Here is a 16,876-nt window from a genome sequence, read left to right as displayed (position 1 = left end):
CTCCGGGTCCTGGTGATAGCCCTGGGTGAGGAAGCGCAGGGCCTTCTCCACCCGGTCCGGCGTCTGCACGAGCCCCTCGCGGTCGGGGTCCTCACCCAGGCCGGCCAGGAGCGCGCGCACATGCCGTTTCATGTCATCGGGCTTTTCCATCTCGCTCCCAAACCTCCGGGCGGGATTATATGGTTGACTCGGGCCGCGAGGGGCGGGGGGGGCTCGCGCGGGTGGACTCTCGGGTGGGGCCGACGGCAGCCGAGGGTCGGTCTCTGGGAACCCGGGCCCCCCGGAGCCTCCCCCAAGGGGGCCACGATTACCCACCCTCCCGCCCGAGGGTCCCTGGCCACCTGGCTCTGGGGTCGCCCTGGCCCAGAGAAGGCGCCGAAGCCGCGGCCGAATGGACCTCCCCTGTCCCCCCCCTCCCCCATGATGCGGCATACCGGGAGAGGACCCTCCGTGGGGTCTCCACCGGGAACGCGGATTGGGAGGGGGAGGTCCTGTGAGTCAGCAGCTCGTCCTGCGCCGGGAGGACACCGAGGTGGCCCTGCGTGCCGCCCTCAAGGGCCTCGAACCCGGGCGGGGGGAGGACTCGCTGATCCGGGCCCTCGAGCACTTCCCGGCCCGGGCCGCCCGCCTGGCCGACTTTCCCCTCGACCTTCACCCCCGGCTCCGCACCGTCCTCCAGTCAAGGGGGTACCGGAGCCTTTATACCCATCAGCGGGAGGCCTACGACACCGTGCTGGCGGGACGGCACGCGGTCGTGGTCACCCCCACCGCCTCCGGCAAGACGCTCTGCTACAACCTGCCCGTCCTCGACCGGATCCTCAAAGACCCCGACGCCCGCGCCCTCTACCTCTTTCCCACCAAGGCGCTCGCCCAGGACCAGCTGGCCGAGCTGCACGGAGTGATCGAGGCCCTGGAGGCCGACATCGGGACCTTTACTTACGATGGGGACACCCCCGCCGATGCCCGCAAGGCCATCCGGGCCCGCGCCCACATCGTGGTCAGCAACCCGGACATGCTTCACAAGGGAATCCTGCCCCACCACACCAAGTGGGTGAAGCTCTTCGAGAACTTGAGGTACGTGGTGGTGGACGAGCTCCACAGCCACCGCGGAGTCTACGGCTCGCACGTGGCCAACATCTTCCGGCGTCTGCTCCGTCTCTGCCGGTTCTACGGCTCCGAGCCCCAGTTCCTCTGCTCCTCGGCCACCATCGGCAACCCCAAGGAGCTGGCGGAGGCGCTCACCGGCCAAGAGATGACGCTCATCGACGAGAGCGGGGCGCCCCAGGGCGAGAAGTACTTCGCGATCTACAACCCTCCCCTGGTGAACCGGCAGCTCGGCATCCGCCGCTCGGCCCTGGGCAGCGCGCGCGACGTGGCGGTCTCCTTCCTGTCCCGCGGCCTGCAGACGATCGTCTTCACCCCCTCGCGCCTGGCCACCGAGATCCTCGTCACCTACCTGAAGGAGGCGCTAGAGACCAGGCCCGGGAGCGAGGGCCTGATCCGCGGCTATCGGGGCGGCTATTTGCCCTTGAAGCGCCGCGAGATCGAGCGCGGCCTTCGCGAGGGGTCGGTGCGGGGGGTGGTCTCCACCAACGCCCTGGAGCTGGGAATCGACATCGGCAGCCTGGACTGCGCGGTCCTTCTCGGCTACCCGGGGAGCGTGGCCTCGGCCTGGCAGCAGGCGGGGCGGGCGGGCCGTCGCTCCGGCACCTCGGTGGCGGTCCTGGTCGCGAACTCGACCCCCCTCAACCAGTTCATCGCCAAGAACCCGGACTACTTCTTCGGGGCGCCCGTGGAGCAGGGTCGTATCAATCCGGACAACCTGCAGATCCTCGTCAACCACGTCAAGTGCGCGGCCTTCGAGCTGCCTTTCTCCGCGGAGGAGACCTTCGGGGGTGAGGACCTCGGGGAGATCCTGCGCTTCCTCGAGGAGGAGAGGCTGTTGCACCGGGCGGGGGACCGCTGGCATTGGACGAGCGAGAGCTATCCCGCAGACGCGATCAGCCTGCGCAGCGTCTCCTCCGACAACTTCGTGATCCAGGACGTCACCCCGGGGGAAGCCCCCCGGGTCATCGCGGAGGTGGACTACGACAGCGCCCCCGCCACCCTGCACGAGAAGGCGGTGTACATCCTGGAAGGCCGCACCTACCTGGTGGAGAAGTACGACCACCAAGAGCGGCGCGCCCAGGTGCGGGGGGCGGAGGTGGACTACTACACCGACGCCATCACCTACACGAAGGTGCGGATCCTGGACCGCTTCGCGGAGGAGGGGGCCGGCCGCGCCCTCCGCAGCCACGGCGAGGTGCACGTGACCTCGCAGGTAGTGGGCTTCAAGAAGATCAAGTTCCACACCAACGAGAACGTGGGGGCGGGGGACCTCCAGATGCCGGAGAACGAGATGCACACCACCTCGTACTGGCTGACCATCCCCAAGGAGGTCCTGATCGGGCTGCCCTTCCGGGGGGAGGACCGGCGGGACGGAGTGGTGGCCCTCTCCCACACGCTGGGGCAGATGGCCGCCCTCTTCCTGATGTGCGACCGCCACGACCTGGGGGTGGCGCTGGGCGACAACGGCCAGGGCGAGGCCCAGATACAGAAGGGGTGGAGGGAGAGACTCGCGGCGCCGCCCCCGCCCGACGACTACGAGCCCATCGTCTTTCTCTACGACAACTACCCGGGGGGCATAGGGCTCTCCGAGCCCCTCTACCGCCTGCACGACCGGCTCCTTCGGGAGAGCCGATCGCTTATTGCTTCCTGCCCCTGCCAAGACGGCTGCCCATCCTGCGTGGGCCCCCCGGGGGAGGTCGGCAACCGGGGCAAGGAGGTCGCTCTGGCCCTGCTCGGTGCCGTCCTCGGATGACGGCGAAGCCCGGCCCCGGGGCGGGAAGGTGAGGCCCTGAAGCCGCGGCGCCGCCTCGGGTCGAGCCCATCCTCCCCGAGATCGGGGAGGAGGGCGGTGGTGGGGTCTCTCCGCGCGAGAGGCACGCCTCGGGATCCCGCGCGGACCCGCGGGGAGGCGCGCGCTTGCTGAGCACGCCCTCCCTCCAGGACAGGCTGCGACGCCTGCGCCGCGACCCCGGCCCCGTCCCCCTCGAGGCCCTGGAGGAGACCCTGCTCGGAGAGGCCGGGGAGGGCTCCTTGAAGGCCCGCTTGGAGCGCCTGGTGGCCACCGCTTACCGGGCCCGTCCGCGCCCGCCGGCGGTGGCGGTGCCCCTCGAGGAGTTGGTCCAGGGGATGAGGATCGAGAACGAGCGGGGGGAGTTCTTTCTCATGGAGGCGGATGTCCACCTCGAGGCCCGACAGGGAGAGGTCCCCTTGAGCCGCTTCCGCTCCCTGGCTCCCGCCACGGTGGGCGTCCTCACCGCGGAGCCGGAGCTCACCTCCTTCGATCTCCCCTCCGCCGTGTTCCTGGACACCGAGACCACGGGCCTGGCGGGGGGAGCGGGCACGGCCGCCTTCCTGGTCGGAATCGGCTACGTGGAGGGGGACCGTTTCGTCGTCCGCCAGTACTTCATGCGCGACTACCACGAGGAAGCCTCCCTCCTGCATGCGCTGGCCAGTGACCTCCGCCGCTTCTCCCACCTGGTCACCTTCAACGGAAAGATGTTCGACCTCCCCCTCCTCGACGCCCGCTATCGCCTGAACCGGGGGCGATTCCCCCTGGCCGAGATGCCCCACCTGGACCTTCTGCACCCCGCCCGCCGGCTGTGGAAGGCTCGCCTAGAGTCGTGCCGCTTACAGTCCCTGGAGAGGGAGCTCCTGGGCCTGTACCGGGAGGACGACATCCCCGGGGAGGAGATTCCCCAGGTTTATTTCGATTACGTGCGCCGCCGGGACGCCCGCGCTTTGGCCCGCGTCTTTGCCCACAACCGCCAGGACATCGTTTCCCTGGCCGCGCTCTCCATCCTGGCCTGCCAATGGGTGGAGGGGGACCTGGCCGAGGACCCGCGCGATGTCTACAGCCTGGCCCGAGTGCTCGAGCGCGCGCGGCTCTACGAGCGCTCGGAGAGCGAGTACCGGCGCGCGGCCGCGCAGGGGACGGGCCCCCTGCGCACCGCCGCCCTGCTCGGGCTGGCCGCGCGGGCCAAGCGGGCCGGCGATCTCGAGGAGGCGGCCGGCCTCTGGGCGGCGGCCGCGGAAGCGGGGGAGCCCCTGGCCATGCACGAGCTGGCCATGCAACATGAGCACCGCCGGCGTGACCCCGAGGCGGCCCTTTCGGTGGTGGACCGCGCCCTCGACCTCCTGGAACGGCGGGAGGACCCGCGATCGCGGCGCCTGGCCAGGGCCTTCTGGCGCCGGCGGGAGCGTCTGCTGCGCAAGCAAGAGGCCGCCCATCGCCGGGGGAGCGATCGGCGGGCCGAGACCCCTAGGTGATCTCAGACCGGAGAAAGTCCACCAGGTCCTTGATGATGACGGGCTTGGTGAAGACGGCCACGCCGGAGCGCTCGGCGGTGGGGATCAGGGGAGAATTGGTGTAGCCGGTCAGGAGACCGATCGGCATGCCGGGGATCTTCCGGCGCAGGGCTGCTGCCAGGTCGGCCCCGTCGCGGCCGGGCATGACCAGATCCACCAAGGCCGCGTCGTAAACGGTGGTCTCCGTGCGCGCGAGGGCTTCTTCTGCCGAGCCCACGGCGTCGATCTGGAACCCGTGACGGGACAAAGAGCGCGTGAGCATCCCGCCGATCTCCGGGTCGTCGTCGACGATCAGGATGCGGGCCGCCTGCTTCATGGCTCCTATGGGGCTGTTGAGATCCGGGCTTCGATCCTAGCCGACGTCGCGGCTCGCGTAAAGACGCCGCCCCCGCCCGATCCGCGGGGCGGGGCGCGGGCATGGGTTAGACTCTCCCGCGAATGTCATTGCCCCGCTGGCGGGAGCGGACCGCGGACGCCCTCGGCCTCCTCGTTCTGCTCCTGGTGCTCCTGGACTACCTCCGACCCTCGCTGCTCTTCCTGCCCACCATCGCCGCGGGGGGTGATACGCCCTGCCACTATCCCACCGCGGTCTGGTTCCACGAGCGCCTCCTGCCGAGCCTGCGCCTCCACGGCTGGTATCCCGGGGCCTATCTTGGGCAGCCGCTCCTTCTCTACTACTTTCCCCTTCCCTTCCTCATCATCTCGGGCCTGGCCCCCCTGACGGGCATGCCCGTGGCCTTCAAGCTCGGCACCGTGCTCGGGGTGTTCCTCTTGCCTCTGCTGACCTACGCCGCGCTCCGGCTCCTGGGTTTCGGTTTTCCCGCCCCCCTTCTGGGAGCGGCGGGGGCCCTCGTGTTCCTCTTCCTGGAGGAGAACGCGATCTGGGGGGGCAGCCTGGCCAGCACCCTGACCGGAGAGTTCGCTTATACGTATGGCATCGGTCTCGCCGTCCTCTTCCTGGGATGCACGTATCGGTGCTTTGCCGATGGCCGTGGACCCTGGGTCCCGGCCCTCCTCCTTGCCCTCACCGCCCTCGCCCACGGGTACGCCGTGCTCTGGGCCGGCCTCTCCGCTTCCTATTTCCTTTACGCGGCCCGCCGCCCGGCGCGGACGCTGCGCTGGCTCCTGGCCCTGGCCGGGCTGGCCTTCGCCCTTGCCGGCGTCACCCTCGTGCCCCTCCTTTTCTATTGGCGCTGGACCACGCCCTACGATGACCCCTGGATCACGGTCACCACCCATGGGCTCTTCCCGTTTCTGCTCTGGCCCCTCTTCGTGGTCGCCTCAGCCGGCCTCCTGTCTACGCTCCTCTGGGCCCGTCGTACCGGGGGGCCCGACCACCGGCTGCTGTTCCTCATCCACGCGGCGGCGGTGGGGGCGGCCTTGGCCGCGGCGGGGCCGGCCCTCGGCATCATCGACGTCCGCTTCGTCCCCTTCACCCACCTCGCGCTTTGCCTGGCGGGGGGCGTCAGCCTCGGCCTCGGCCTCCGCCTCCTGTCCGCCCCGGACCTGGCCGCCCTGGGCCTGGTGCTCGTCGCCGTCTGCCACGTAGACGGGCAATCGAAGGTACTGCGCTCCTGGATCGACTGGAACTACACCGGCCTCGAGGCCAAGGAGCTGTGGCCCGCCTTCCGCGAGCTCTCCGACCGCCTCCAGGGCACGGTCGCCGATCCGCGGGTGGCCGTCGAATACAGCGCCACCCACGAAAAAGCGGGATCCATCCGGATGTACGAGACCCTGCCCTTCTTCACCGGCCGCTCCACCCTCGAGGGGGTCTACAACCAGGCCAGCCTCCAGACCCACGCCGTCTATTACCTGGCCTCCGAGCTCTTCGCGAGCTCTCCCAACCCCTTCCGAAGCCGTGAGTACTCGCACTTTGATCCCGAGAACGCCTTTCCCCGCCTGCGGCTCTTCAACGTCAACGAGGTCGTGGCCCTCTCGCCCCAGCTCATCTCCGCCCTGGACGCCCGGGCCGACGTGATGAGCGTGGCCAGCATCCCCCCCTACCGGATCTTCCATCTGGCCTCCTCCGGCTCCTCCTACGTGGAGCCGCTCCCCTTCGCGCCCGTGCGTTCCCCACCCGCCCATTGGCGGGACAAGGCCTACCGCTGGTTCACGCGCAAGCCGCTCAGCCCTGCCCCCCTCGTCTTCACCGATGACCCCCGCATCGGGGTCGTGGAGAAGGATGAGTGGCTGGCCCCGCCCCTCCTGCCCCTCCCCGGGGACGTGAAGGTGGAGGAGAGGGTGGAGGCGGAAGGCCTCACCATCACCACCGACCATCCGGGCCACCCCCTGCTGGTGAAGATCTCCTACCACCCGCGCTGGCGGGCGGAGGGAGCGGACGGCCCTTACCTGATCTCGCCCGCTCTCATGATGGTGATACCCCGGCAGAGCACGGTGCGGCTCATTTACCCCTCGCGCAACGCCGCCGACTGGCTGGGCCTCGGACTCTCCGGGATCGCCCTCGGAGTCGTGGCCGCGGCCTTGCGGCGCCGGCGGCGGGTCTCCGAGTCAAGCCCCACTCCGGGGCCAAACCCGGTGGAGGCGTGCGCCCTGCCCTCGCCCGGCCGCCGCTGGGGCGGTCTCGTCCCCGGCGGCCTCTTGCTCCTCCTGGTGGCCAGCCGGTTTGCGAGCGGGCCCCGTCATCCGGCGGGGGATCCGACGACCCTCTACGAACGCGCGTCGAGAGCGTACGCCGCCGAGCATTTCGAAGAGGCTGCGGAGTACGCCCGGCACGGCGCCAGTTTCGCGCCCGGGGGGTCGCCTCTGCGCGCGGAGATGCTCTGCTTGCGCGGGGAGAGCCTGGCCCGAGTCGGTCACCCGCGGGAAGCGGCGGAGGCCTTCTCCGCTCTGGTGCTCGAGGCCCCCACCAGCCCCTACGTGGCCCAGGCCCTGTTCGGAGGAGCGGCGGCGCGGGAGGCGGCCGGTGACGCCGAAGGCGCGGACGCCGATCGAAAGCGTTTGCGGGAGGAGTTTTCCGACACCCCCTGGGCCCGCCGCCTGGAGGCAGAGGAGAGCGCGAAAGAGCGCTAGCTCACGCGGGGGTTGCTCTCCCGGAGCCGCTCCGCGCCCCCACGCCCGCACCCTCCGCCCTCCCGAGCCGCGGATAGGGTTCCGGCCCCAAAATTCTCTTCGCAGTGGACAAGGAGAGAACAGAAAACGACGCCCTTTCCCCGCCGGGCACGCCACCGAGGCTTGACCTTCGTGCTAATATCGCCGGGAAATCCCTCCTACCGGTCCGGCCACCTGCTTCCTGTGTCCGGCACGCAAAGCCTCGGGAGGCTATTCATGTTTGAGCGGGCCGTGCGTCGCGGAGTCGCATTGCTGTGGGTGGTGCTTCCCGTCCCTCTTCTCGCCCAAGGGCTGAACATCGACCACAAACCGGTGGGATGCATCGTGGCCGAGAAGTATCCCAAGTTGAACGCGTGCTTTTCGCCCGCCAGCCAGCTGGCACGGGCCCGCGTCTATTTCCGGCAGGCGGACGGGCCGCCGAACTGGTACTACGTGGAGATGAAGTCGGAGGCCCCCTGCCACGCAGGGGTTCTTCCCAAGCCCAAGAAGCAGCTGATCGGGAAGAAGGTCCTCTACTACGTGAACGCGTTCGACCAGAAGTTCGCGGAGAACCGCACCGTGGACAACGAGGCCTTGGTCGTGAAGAGCGAGGGCGAGTGCCGGAAAGACCTGCCCGTCGCGCCCTTCGCGGCGGGCGCCCCCGCCGCCGTCTTCCCCGCCATGCCGGCCGGGTTTGCGGCGGCGGGAGTGGGGACGGCGACGGTGGCGGCGGTGGTGGGGGGAGCGGCGGTGGTGGGGGGCGGGGTGGCGCTCGCGTCGAGCGGGAACAACAACCCGACTCCTACCACTCAGGGTATTCCCGCCACCGTGCCCGTCACGACCCCGATCACCACGCCCACCACCACCCCGGCCACGACCCCCCCCGTACCCTTCAACGCCGTCTTCATCGTCCGGGTGAACGGGGCACCTCAGACGAGCCCCACGCTGAACACGTGCGCCTGCTCTACCCCCCCCATCGTCGAGTTCAACATGTGCCAGAGCACGGGCCCGGGCAAGCTCGCCTTCAACCTCGACATCGGGGCCAACCCGGCTCAGTTCTCCCCGCCCGTTTCTGGCTTCCCGGTCACGCTGGGAGGGACCTGCAGCATTCCCGTCGCCTTCACGGACCGGGGGTTCACATCCCCCCCCGGCCCGCCGCCCTTTCCCCCGCCTCCCTTCGTCATTGGCAGCTATGACATCCGCATGCGGGTGGAGACGGCCGGTACGGTGGGCAACAGCCCGAAAGCCCACCAGGACTTCCACATTCTCTTCAATACGAACTGCTGTTAGATGTCGGCCTGCGGCGTGCCCTTGAATCCGGTCCGTTCGCTCCCGCTTCTTTGTCGGGAACGACAACGCATTCGTGGTATCGGGGGCGTGCACACTAGGGAACAGATTCCTCCTGCCGGTCCGGCCAAGGCTTTCTTGTGTCCGGTCGCGGCGCAAAGCCTGGGGAGGCTATTCATGTTGGAGCGAGCCGTCCGTCGCGGAGTCGCGTCGCTATTGCTGGTGCTGCCGGTCCCTCTTCTGGCCCAAGGGCTGAACATCGACCACAAGCCGGTGGGATGCATCGTGGCCGAGAAGTATCCCAAGTTGAACGCGTGCTTTTCTCCCGCCAGCCAGCTGGCCCGGGCGCGCGTCTACTTCCGGCAGGAGGACGGGCCGCCGAACTGGTACTACGTGGAGATGAAGTCGGAGGCCCCCTGCCACGCAGGGGTTCTTCCCAAGCCCAAGAAGCAGCTGATCGGGAAGAAGGTCCTCTACTACGTGAACGCCTTCGACCAGAAGTTCGCGGAGAACCGCACCGTGGACAACGAGGCGCTGGTGGTGAAAAGCGAGTCCGAGTGCAAGAAGGACGTGCCCGTCGCGCCCTTCGCGACGAGCGCGCCGGCCGCGGTCTTCCCGGCCGTGCCGGCGGGGTTTGCGGCGGCGGGGGTGGGGACGGCGACGGTGGTGGCGGCGGTGGGGGGAGCGGCGGTGGTGGGGGGCGGAGTCGCCCTCGCCACCCGCAGCAACAACAACCCGCCGCCAACGACGCAGCCCTTAGTCACGACGCCCACGACGGTACCGGCGACCATACCGACCACAACCACCACGACCCAGCCCCAGGTGCCCTTCAATGCCGTCTTCATCGTCAAGGTGGGCGGGGTGGTGCAGACGAGCACGTCCCTGGATCTGAACCCCTTTGTTCCTCCCCAGGTCGAGTTCGATATGTGCCAGAGCACGGGGCCGGGCACGCTCACCTTCAACGTAGATGTCGGCGAGACCCCTGTCCCGGGGTTCCCTGGCCCCCCTGGTTTCCCGGTCACGCTTGGAGGACTCTGCAACATTCCAATGACCTTCACTGACCGGGGGATCTCATCACCCTTCCGGGGCTTCGGAGTCTCAGCTCTCAGACCTTCCGGCTCCCTCGGCTTCTTCCTCATCGGCAGCTATGATGTCCGTATGAGGGTGGAGACGGCGGGCACTCCCGGCAACAGCCCGAAGGCGCACCAGGACGTCCATATTCTGATGGACCGCGGCTTCGGCTTCGAGTCCAACTCGGGCCTGCAGTCTTCAACCGCGGGGCGTATTGTCTGGGCCAGCCAGCTAGACGTGCCGGAAGCCACGGGCCAAGTGGTGATCAACGGCGCGGCCGCGGTCTTCGCGGGCCCCGGCCGGTCGACTTCTCTCGCCACGGGCCGGGTGGGAGAAAACCGCGTCGAAGCCCAGCTCGTGCAGGGGGCGGGGAAGCCGGGCACCTGGCGCTTCGACTTGCCGACGACCGGTGTCATGCCGGGAAGCGTGCGCGTTCTCGCCGGCGACGTGGCCCTGCTGTCGGGTGAGTCGGTCGTCTTCCGGCTGAGCGGCCGGCCGGGCGAGCGCGTGGTATTCAGCTTCCGTACCGCAAACTAGTCAGAACTGGTCCGCGAGCGAGCGGCGTGCCCTGCGGGGCATGCCGCTCGCTCCTATTTCCTAGGGACCACCCTGCCTTTGTGCTATAACACCCGTATAAGACACAGTCCCTCGTGCCGGTCCGGCCACGCCGTACTCTGGCCGGTCGCGGCGAGATGCCTGGGGAGGCTAAACGATGAAGCGAGCCACCGTTAATGGAGTCGCGCTGCTCTTGATGCTGTTGCCGGGGTCACTGCGGGCGCAGGGCTTGACGATCGATCACAAAGCCATCGGGTGCATCGTGGCCGAAAAGTATCCGAAGATGAACGCCTGCTTTTCGCCCGCGGGCCAGGTGGCCCGGGCGAGGGTCTACTTCCGGGCGGAGGAGGGACCGCCGAACTGGTACTACGTGGAGATGAAGGCGGATGCGCCCTGCCACGCGGGGGTTCTTCCCAAGCCCAGGAAGGAGCTTATCGGGAAGAAGATTCAGTACTACGTGGACGCGTTCGACCAGAAGTTCCTGGAGAACCGGACGGTGGACAACGAGGCGCTGGTAGTGAAGAGCGAGAGCGAGTGCCAGAAGGACACCCCCGTGGCTCCCTTTGCCTCGAGCGCCCCGGGGGCGGTGTTTCCGGCCGTGCCCGCGGGGTTTGCGGCGGCGGGAATCGGGACGGCGACGGTGCTGGCGGCGGTGGGGGGAGCGGCGGTGGTGGGGGGCGGCGTCGCCCTGGCCACCCGCAGCAGCAATTCGCCCTCGCCGACGCAGACCGCGGGTTCGCCGCCGACCACCGCGCCCGCCGCGCTGCCCACGACCACCACGACCACCCTGCCCGCCGTGCCCTTCAACGCCTCCTTCCATGTCCGCTTGGGCGGCGTCGAGCAGGGCTCACCCATCAACCTGCCCTTCTTCAATCCCTTCCAGGCCCAGCAAGTCGAGTTCGACATGTGCCAGAGCACGGGACCAGGCAAGCTCGCCTACAACGTGGACGTGAACCTGCACGTGGAGACGAACTTTCCCGGTCCCATCCCGCCCCCGCCCAATTTTCCGACGACTCTGGGAGGCAAGTGCGACGTTCCCATCACCTTCACCCCCGTCACCGGGATCACGACACCCTTCGGCGGCCAGCATGCGAACGGAAACATCGGAGCGAGCGGAAACCTCGTGCCCGTCTTCACCATCACCTTCGTCTATGACGTGCGCATGAGGGTGGAGACGCAGAACACCCCCGGCAACGCCCCCAACGCCCACGAGGACTTCCAGGTCCGCATGCCGTTCCAGCCCTGCTTCTTCCCCGTGGCCGCAAGCGGCGTCTCGAAGGACACCCCCTGCCTGGCATCGGTTTCCCCGACCGCCCAACCCACGACCGCCCTCGCCCGCCGGATCGGTTGGGCGAGCCAGCTCGACGTCGAGGGAGCGAGCGGTCAGGTGATGGTCAACGGCGAGACCGCGGCGTTCGCGGGCCCGGGCGGGTCCACGGCGCTGGCCGCGGGCCGCCGGGGCGAGAACCGGGTCGAGGCCCAGCTCGTCCAGGGGGCGGGAAAGCCCGGGACGTGGCGCTTCGAGCTCGGAGCCACCGCCAACCTGGTTCCCGGCAGCCTGCGCGTCCTGGCCGGAAGCGTGGCCGAGATCTCGGGCGAGGCGGTCGTCTTCCGCCTGAGCGGCCGAGCCGGCGAGCGGGTGGTGTTCACCTTCCGCACCGACGAGTAGCGACCAAAAAGCCAGCGATGGCAAAGACGGCGTGCCCCCCTGGGGCACGCCGTCTTTTTTCCCTCAGGGGCGGCCGAAGCCGAGCTCCTGCAGCCGCCCGCGGAGCTCGGCCTCCGTCACGCGGTGCCGGACGACCTCCCGCTCTCCCCAAAGCAGCACCGGAATCTCCAGCCGGTAGAGCTTCTCGAGCTCGGGGTCCTCGCGGACGTCCCGCTCTACGACCCGGGCGGGCTCGAGGAGCACCCGCTCCGCCACCGCCCGCATCTCATGGCAGAGACGGCAGTCCGGTCTGCCGAGCAGGGTGAGGGTGGGCGGGGACACCGTCGGCTTCAGGCGGCGTGACCGCCGGACTGGGCCAGGGGCCGCCGCAGGAGGGTGAGGAGCCCCGCCCCCGCGATGATGAGGAGGATCGTGAGCTGAACGAGCAGGCCGGTCAGGTCGGGATGGATGCCCATCCAGGGCACCTCCGGGAAGGGCACCGGGCGCGGGGTCAGGTAGCCCGTCGCCACCAGCTGGTAGATGCCCGTCCCCGCGAAGGAGATGGCGAGGCCGCAGAGGAGGAGGCTGGAGACCGCGAAGAAGGGACCGAGGGGCAGACGCAGGACGGTGCGGTTCATGAGGACGGCCGCCACCACCACCGCCAGGAGGCCCAGAAGCGCCCCCGTCCAGACCTCGGCCCGATGGAGCTCCGACTCCAGGAGCAGGGCCTGAGTGAAGAGGATGGTCTCGGCGGCCTCCCGATAGACGGCTAGGAAAGCCAGGCCGGAGAGGACGAGGAGGCTGCGGCGGGAGAGCCCCGCCTCGAGCTTCTGCTTGAGGTAGCCCATCCAGTGGCGGGACTCCGCCTTGGAGATCATCCAGAAGCTCACCGAGAAGAGCACGGCCGCGGCCAGGAGGGCGACGAGCGCCTCCATCAGCTCGCGCTGGCTCGAGCCCAGGGAGATGGCGCGGTCGAAGACCCACCAGGTGACCACGCCCGCGGGCAGGGCCAGAAGCCAGCCCGCGTGGAGGTACCGCGCGGCCTCGGGGCGGCCGAGGCGCCTGAGGCCGGCCAGGAGAGCGCCCACGAGGAGCGCGGCCTCGACGCCCTCCCGGAAGTAGATCAGGAAGCCCGCGGCCAGGGGGACGAGGGGCCGCCGCCCTCCCTCCCCCAGCCAGGCCAGCCGGCCATCCAGGGCCTGGCCCCGGGCCCGCACACGATCGGCGGTCTCCCCCTGAACCATCGAGGCCCTAAGGTCGCGGAAGCCGGTCTCCACCTGGAGCGTGCCCGCGGCGTCCCGGGCCCGCAGGCGCATCTCCAGCGGCTCGAAGCCCTGCAGGTAGGCGTCGAGGGCCAGGCGGTCCGCCTCGCGCGCCCGCCCCTGGGTGTACAGGCGCACCGCCTGCCGGGCCATCTCCCGCGTGCGGTCGATCCCGACCCCCGCCGGCGCCTCCGTGAAGGCCGCCTCGCGCCGCAGGTAGACGAGCGCACCGTCGGGGTCGGGGTGCTTCTCGGCCTTAAGGCCGGCGGCGATCTCGAGGTCGGAGCGGCCGGCCATGTCGGCCAGGGTCATGGCCACGGGGGCTCCCGCCCTCTCGCCCTCGTGCCCCAGCCGGAAGACGTAGAAGGCCAGGCTCCAGCGGTCGGCGGGGGACAGGCTGTCGAAGGAGGCCATGGCCGTGCCGGGGACGCCGAAGGTGAGCGCGTTGTAGATCCGGTAGGGAGACATCTCGCCCAGGCGGGAGGGGTCGCGGAAGCGCGCGGGGGGAGGGTTGAAGGAACGGGCCCGCTCGGTGTCGGCGTTCCCCTGCGCGCCGTGGCAGGGGGTGCAGGACTCGGCGTAGAGGCGCTGGGCGCGGGGGAGGGAGGGCCGCTCGACGGGCATGGTGCGGAGGCTGAAGCGCGCCACCGCCTGCTCGCGCGCCGACCGGCAGACCTCCGCCACTGCTTCCGGCTCCGCCTTCGCCCGGACCTGGGCCTCCACCTCGGCGAGCCCGGTCAGGAGGGGATCGTCCGGGGAGGAGGAGGGGCCCAGGAGGCCGCGAGCCAGTCCGCGGGCCTCGCCCGCGAACCGGATCTGCTCCTCGTACTCGCTCACCACCAGGACCTGCCGGCCGCGGACCGCGCGCCGGTAGTCGCCGCTGATGTAGTCGAGGAGAGCGACCAGGCGCTGGCCGTCGCCCCCGTCCGCGGCGGGCGCTTGGGGGGCCGCGGGCGCCCCCGCGCAAGCGGCCAGGAGGCCGCTGGCCAGGAGGACGAGGGACATAATGAAATTGAATTTCAATTTCATTTTCAACTTCCAAGCGTACCAGAGCGGGGGGGAGGGGGTCAAACCGCTTCCATCTCCCGGACGATGGCCTCGAGCGCGGCGGACGGATCCGGGGCCTCGGTGATGGGCCGGCCCACCACGAGGTAGTCCGCTCCCGCGGCCAGGGCGGCGCCGGGGGTGGCGGCGCGCGCCTGGTCGCCGGCCCGCGCCCCCGCCGGCCGGATGCCCGGGGTCACGATCAGGAATTGGGGACCGCACGCCTCGCGGAGGAGAGCGGCCTCGTGGGGCGAGGCCACCACACCGTCCACTCCGGAGGCCTTGGCCAGCAGAGCGAGGCGCCGCACCGACTCCGTGAGCGGCCCCCCGATCCCGACCTGGTCCAGGTCCGGCTGGTCGTGGCTGGTCAGGATGGTCACGGCCAGAAGGCGCGTGCCGAGGGCGGGCAGAGCCCCCGCCGCCGCCTCGATCATGGCCGGGCCGCCGAGGGCGTGGACGTCCAGGAGCGACACCCCCAAGCGGGCGGCCTCGCCCACGGCGGCGCCCACGACGTCGGGGATGTCGTGGTACTTGAGGTCCAAAAAGACCTTCTCGCCCCGGGCCAAAAGCTCGCGCACGAGGTCCGGCCCCGCCGCGGTGAAGAGCCGGCTTCCGACCTTGAACATCCCCGCCCGGCCGGCCAGGCGGCCGACGAGGGCGAGCGCCTCCTCGCGGCCGGGCAGGTCCAGGGCCACGATCAGGCGCTCCCGGGGCGTCATTCGCTTCTCGGGGGCGCCGGGGCCGAATCGGGATAGGAGAGGGTGGCCACGACCTCATTGATGTCCGTCCGTCCGTGCCGCTCCAGGTAGTGGCCGAGGTCGGCGAGGATCCGATCGTAGATGCCCACGTTGACGAAGTTCGCGGTCCCCACCTGAACGGCCCGGCAGCCCGCGATCAGGAACTCGAGCGCGTCGCGGGCGGACGCGATCCCCCCCACGCCGATGACGGGGATCTTGACCGCGCGGGCCGCTTGCCAGGCCATCCGCACGGCCAGGGGCCGGATTGCGGGACCCGAGAGGCCCCCGGTGCCGAAGGCGAGGGCGGGCCTCGCGGTCTCCACGTCGATGGCCAGGCCCAGGAGGGTGTTGATGCAGGAGAGGGCATCCGCGCCCGCCTCCGCGGCCGCCCGCGCGAAGACGGTGATGTCGGCCACGTTGGGCGAGAGCTTCGGGATCACGGGCCGGAGGGTGGCTTTGCGCACCGCCGCCACCACCTCATGGGTCATGCGGGGATCGCCACCAAAGGCCATCCCCCCCTTCTTGACGTTGGGGCAGGAGATGTTGATCTCGAGCCCGGCCACCCCCGGCGCGTCTTCCAGGATACGCGCTACCTCCGCGTATTCCTCGACGGTGTCGCCGCAGACGTTCACGAAGATTGCGGTGTCGTGGACGAGGAGGCGGGGCAGGACGTCTCGCACGAAGGCCCGGACGCCCACCCCCTGGAGGCCGATCGCGTTCAGGAGCCCCGACGGCGTCTCCACGATGCGCGGGGGGGGGCAGCCGTCGCGGGGCTCGAGGTAGAGCCCCTTGGAGACGAGGCCGCCGAGACGGGACAAATCCAAGATCCCCTCGTACTCGACCCCGTACCCGAACGTGCCGGAGGCGGCGATCAAGGGGTTCTTGAGACGCAGGCCCGCGATCTCGACGGAGAGGTTCACGCGGGGGACCTCTCCGGCCGCCGCCGGGCGAGCGACGTCACCTCTCCCGGCCAGACCACGGTTTTGGCGTCGAAGACCGGGCCCTCGGTGCAGGCGCAGCGGTAGTGGGGCCGCGGCTCTTCCCGCTCCTGGGTCCAGACCACGCAGCTCAGGCAGGTGCCGAGGCCGCAGCCCATCCAGGGATCGAGGCTCACCGAGGCCTCGAGGCCCCGCTCGCCGGCCAAGCTCGCCACCGCCTGGAGCATCGCGGGGGGGCCGCAGGCGTAGAGCCGCACCGGGCCTGGCCGCCCGTCCAGGTAGGCCTCGAGCGCGGAGGTGACCCGCCCGCGGTGGCCGACGCTCCCGTCCTCGGTGGCGGGCAGGAGCGGCACCTTGAGGTCCGCGAAGCGGTCGCGCAGTTGCAGATCGTGACCGGTGCGGCCGCCGTAGAACACGCGGGCCCGGGGGCCGGTGCCGAGCTCTTCGCAGAAGAGGCGGAAGGGGGCGATCCCGTAGCCGCCGGCCACGAGCAAGGCCTCCTCCCCCGCGCCCGGGGGCGGGAACGATCGGCCCAGGGGTCCCAGGCACTGGGCCACCTCCCCCACGCGCAGGCCGGCCAGGGCCCGGCTCCCCGGCCCCACCGCCTTCAGGAAGAGGGTGAAGGTTTGCCGCGCGCGGTCCACGCTCATGACCGAGAAGGGCCTGCGGAGGGGAAGCTCGGGGCTCGTGCCCGCCTTGATCATCACGAACTGGCCAGCGCGGGCGGCGCGGGCCGTCTCCGCGTGCCGGAAGGTGAGGAGCACGTAGGCGCCCTCCAGCGGCTCGCGGGCGAGGAGAGGAGCGGGCTCGTCGGCGGGCATTCCCCCGATGATAACCGGCGGCGGCGCGGTTCGTCGACGGGGGCGAGGGCGC

The 16,876-nt window shown here is 70.3% G+C and carries 13 protein-coding genes; 6 read left to right on the top strand and 7 right to left on the bottom strand.

The genetic code is table 11. The features are described from left to right. A partial coding sequence (locus tag VN461_06735) for a GTP cyclohydrolase I (protein HXB54462.1) occupies positions 1–150 on the bottom strand: 150 nt, incomplete at its 3' end. A 343-nt stretch (positions 151–493) separates the two neighbouring features. On the opposite strand from VN461_06735, the gene VN461_06730 reads away from it, so the two are divergent. Together VN461_06730 and VN461_06725 are read left to right on the top strand one after the other, a co-directional pair. Then, on the top strand, positions 494–2,860 hold the full coding sequence (locus VN461_06730; protein ID HXB54461.1) for a DEAD/DEAH box helicase: 2,367 nt from the start codon (positions 494–496) through the stop codon (positions 2,858–2,860). Positions 2,861–3,024: 164 nt separating this feature from the next. Then, entirely contained in the window at positions 3,025–4,374 is a 1,350-nt protein-coding gene (locus VN461_06725) for a ribonuclease H-like domain-containing protein (protein ID HXB54460.1), read from the top strand. Here VN461_06725 and VN461_06720 read toward each other — a convergent pair. Then, a complete protein-coding gene (locus VN461_06720; GenBank protein HXB54459.1) occupies positions 4,367–4,729 on the bottom strand; it encodes a response regulator in 363 nt (120 codons plus the stop codon). The two genes, VN461_06725 and VN461_06720, sit on opposite strands and share 8 nt — an antisense overlap. A gap of 122 nt (positions 4,730–4,851) precedes the next feature. On the opposite strand from VN461_06720, the gene VN461_06715 reads away from it, so the two are divergent. The 4 genes from VN461_06715 to VN461_06700 all read left to right on the top strand — a co-directional run bounded on the left by VN461_06715 (position 4,852) and on the right by VN461_06700 (position 12,043). Further along, positions 4,852–7,443, top strand: a complete 2,592-nt coding sequence (locus VN461_06715; GenBank protein ID HXB54458.1) for a 6-pyruvoyl-tetrahydropterin synthase-related protein — start codon at positions 4,852–4,854, stop codon at positions 7,441–7,443. A gap of 255 nt (positions 7,444–7,698) precedes the next feature. Next, positions 7,699–8,751 carry a hypothetical protein gene (locus tag VN461_06710; GenBank protein HXB54457.1) on the top strand — a complete coding sequence of 351 codons (1,053 nt, stop codon included), beginning with the start codon at positions 7,699–7,701 and terminating at the stop codon, positions 8,749–8,751. Between the two features lie 174 nt (positions 8,752–8,925). Then, on the top strand, positions 8,926–10,356 hold the full coding sequence (locus VN461_06705; GenBank protein ID HXB54456.1) for a hypothetical protein: 1,431 nt from the start codon (positions 8,926–8,928) through the stop codon (positions 10,354–10,356). 175 nt (positions 10,357–10,531) lie between these two features. Then, a complete protein-coding gene (locus VN461_06700; protein ID HXB54455.1) occupies positions 10,532–12,043 on the top strand; it encodes a hypothetical protein in 1,512 nt (503 codons plus the stop codon). Positions 12,044–12,106: 63 nt separating this feature from the next. Here VN461_06700 and VN461_06695 read toward each other — a convergent pair whose 3' ends face one another. The 5 genes from VN461_06695 to VN461_06675 are packed head-to-tail and all read right to left on the bottom strand — an operon-like array spanning position 12,107 to position 16,824. Continuing rightward, positions 12,107–12,364 carry a glutaredoxin family protein gene (locus VN461_06695; GenBank protein HXB54454.1) on the bottom strand — a complete coding sequence of 86 codons (258 nt, stop codon included), beginning with the start codon at positions 12,362–12,364 and terminating at the stop codon, positions 12,107–12,109. An 8-nt stretch (positions 12,365–12,372) separates the two neighbouring features. Beyond that, positions 12,373–14,313, bottom strand: coding sequence for an FTR1 family protein (locus VN461_06690; GenBank protein ID HXB54453.1), 1,941 nt, complete (start codon positions 14,311–14,313; stop codon positions 12,373–12,375). A 38-nt stretch (positions 14,314–14,351) separates the two neighbouring features. Beyond that, a complete protein-coding gene (gene pyrF / locus VN461_06685; GenBank protein ID HXB54452.1) occupies positions 14,352–15,047 on the bottom strand; it encodes an orotidine-5'-phosphate decarboxylase in 696 nt (231 codons plus the stop codon). After that, positions 15,044–15,985: a dihydroorotate dehydrogenase gene (locus VN461_06680; GenBank protein HXB54451.1), complete on the bottom strand. Its 942-nt coding sequence runs from the start codon at positions 15,983–15,985 to the stop codon at positions 15,044–15,046. The genes pyrF and VN461_06680 overlap by 4 nt, the downstream gene beginning before the upstream one ends. Further along, on the bottom strand, positions 15,982–16,824 hold the full coding sequence (locus tag VN461_06675) for a dihydroorotate dehydrogenase electron transfer subunit (GenBank protein HXB54450.1): 843 nt from the start codon (positions 16,822–16,824) through the stop codon (positions 15,982–15,984). Before VN461_06675 ends, VN461_06680 begins: the two co-directional genes overlap by 4 nt. Between the last annotated feature and the right edge of the window lie 52 nt (positions 16,825–16,876).

Source organism: Vicinamibacteria bacterium, assembly GCA_035570235.1.
Classification (GTDB): Bacteria; Acidobacteriota; Vicinamibacteria; order Fen-336; family Fen-336; genus DATMML01.
The sequence above is the reverse complement of the archived record's forward strand: the minus strand, read 5'-3'. Positions and strand labels throughout refer to the sequence as shown.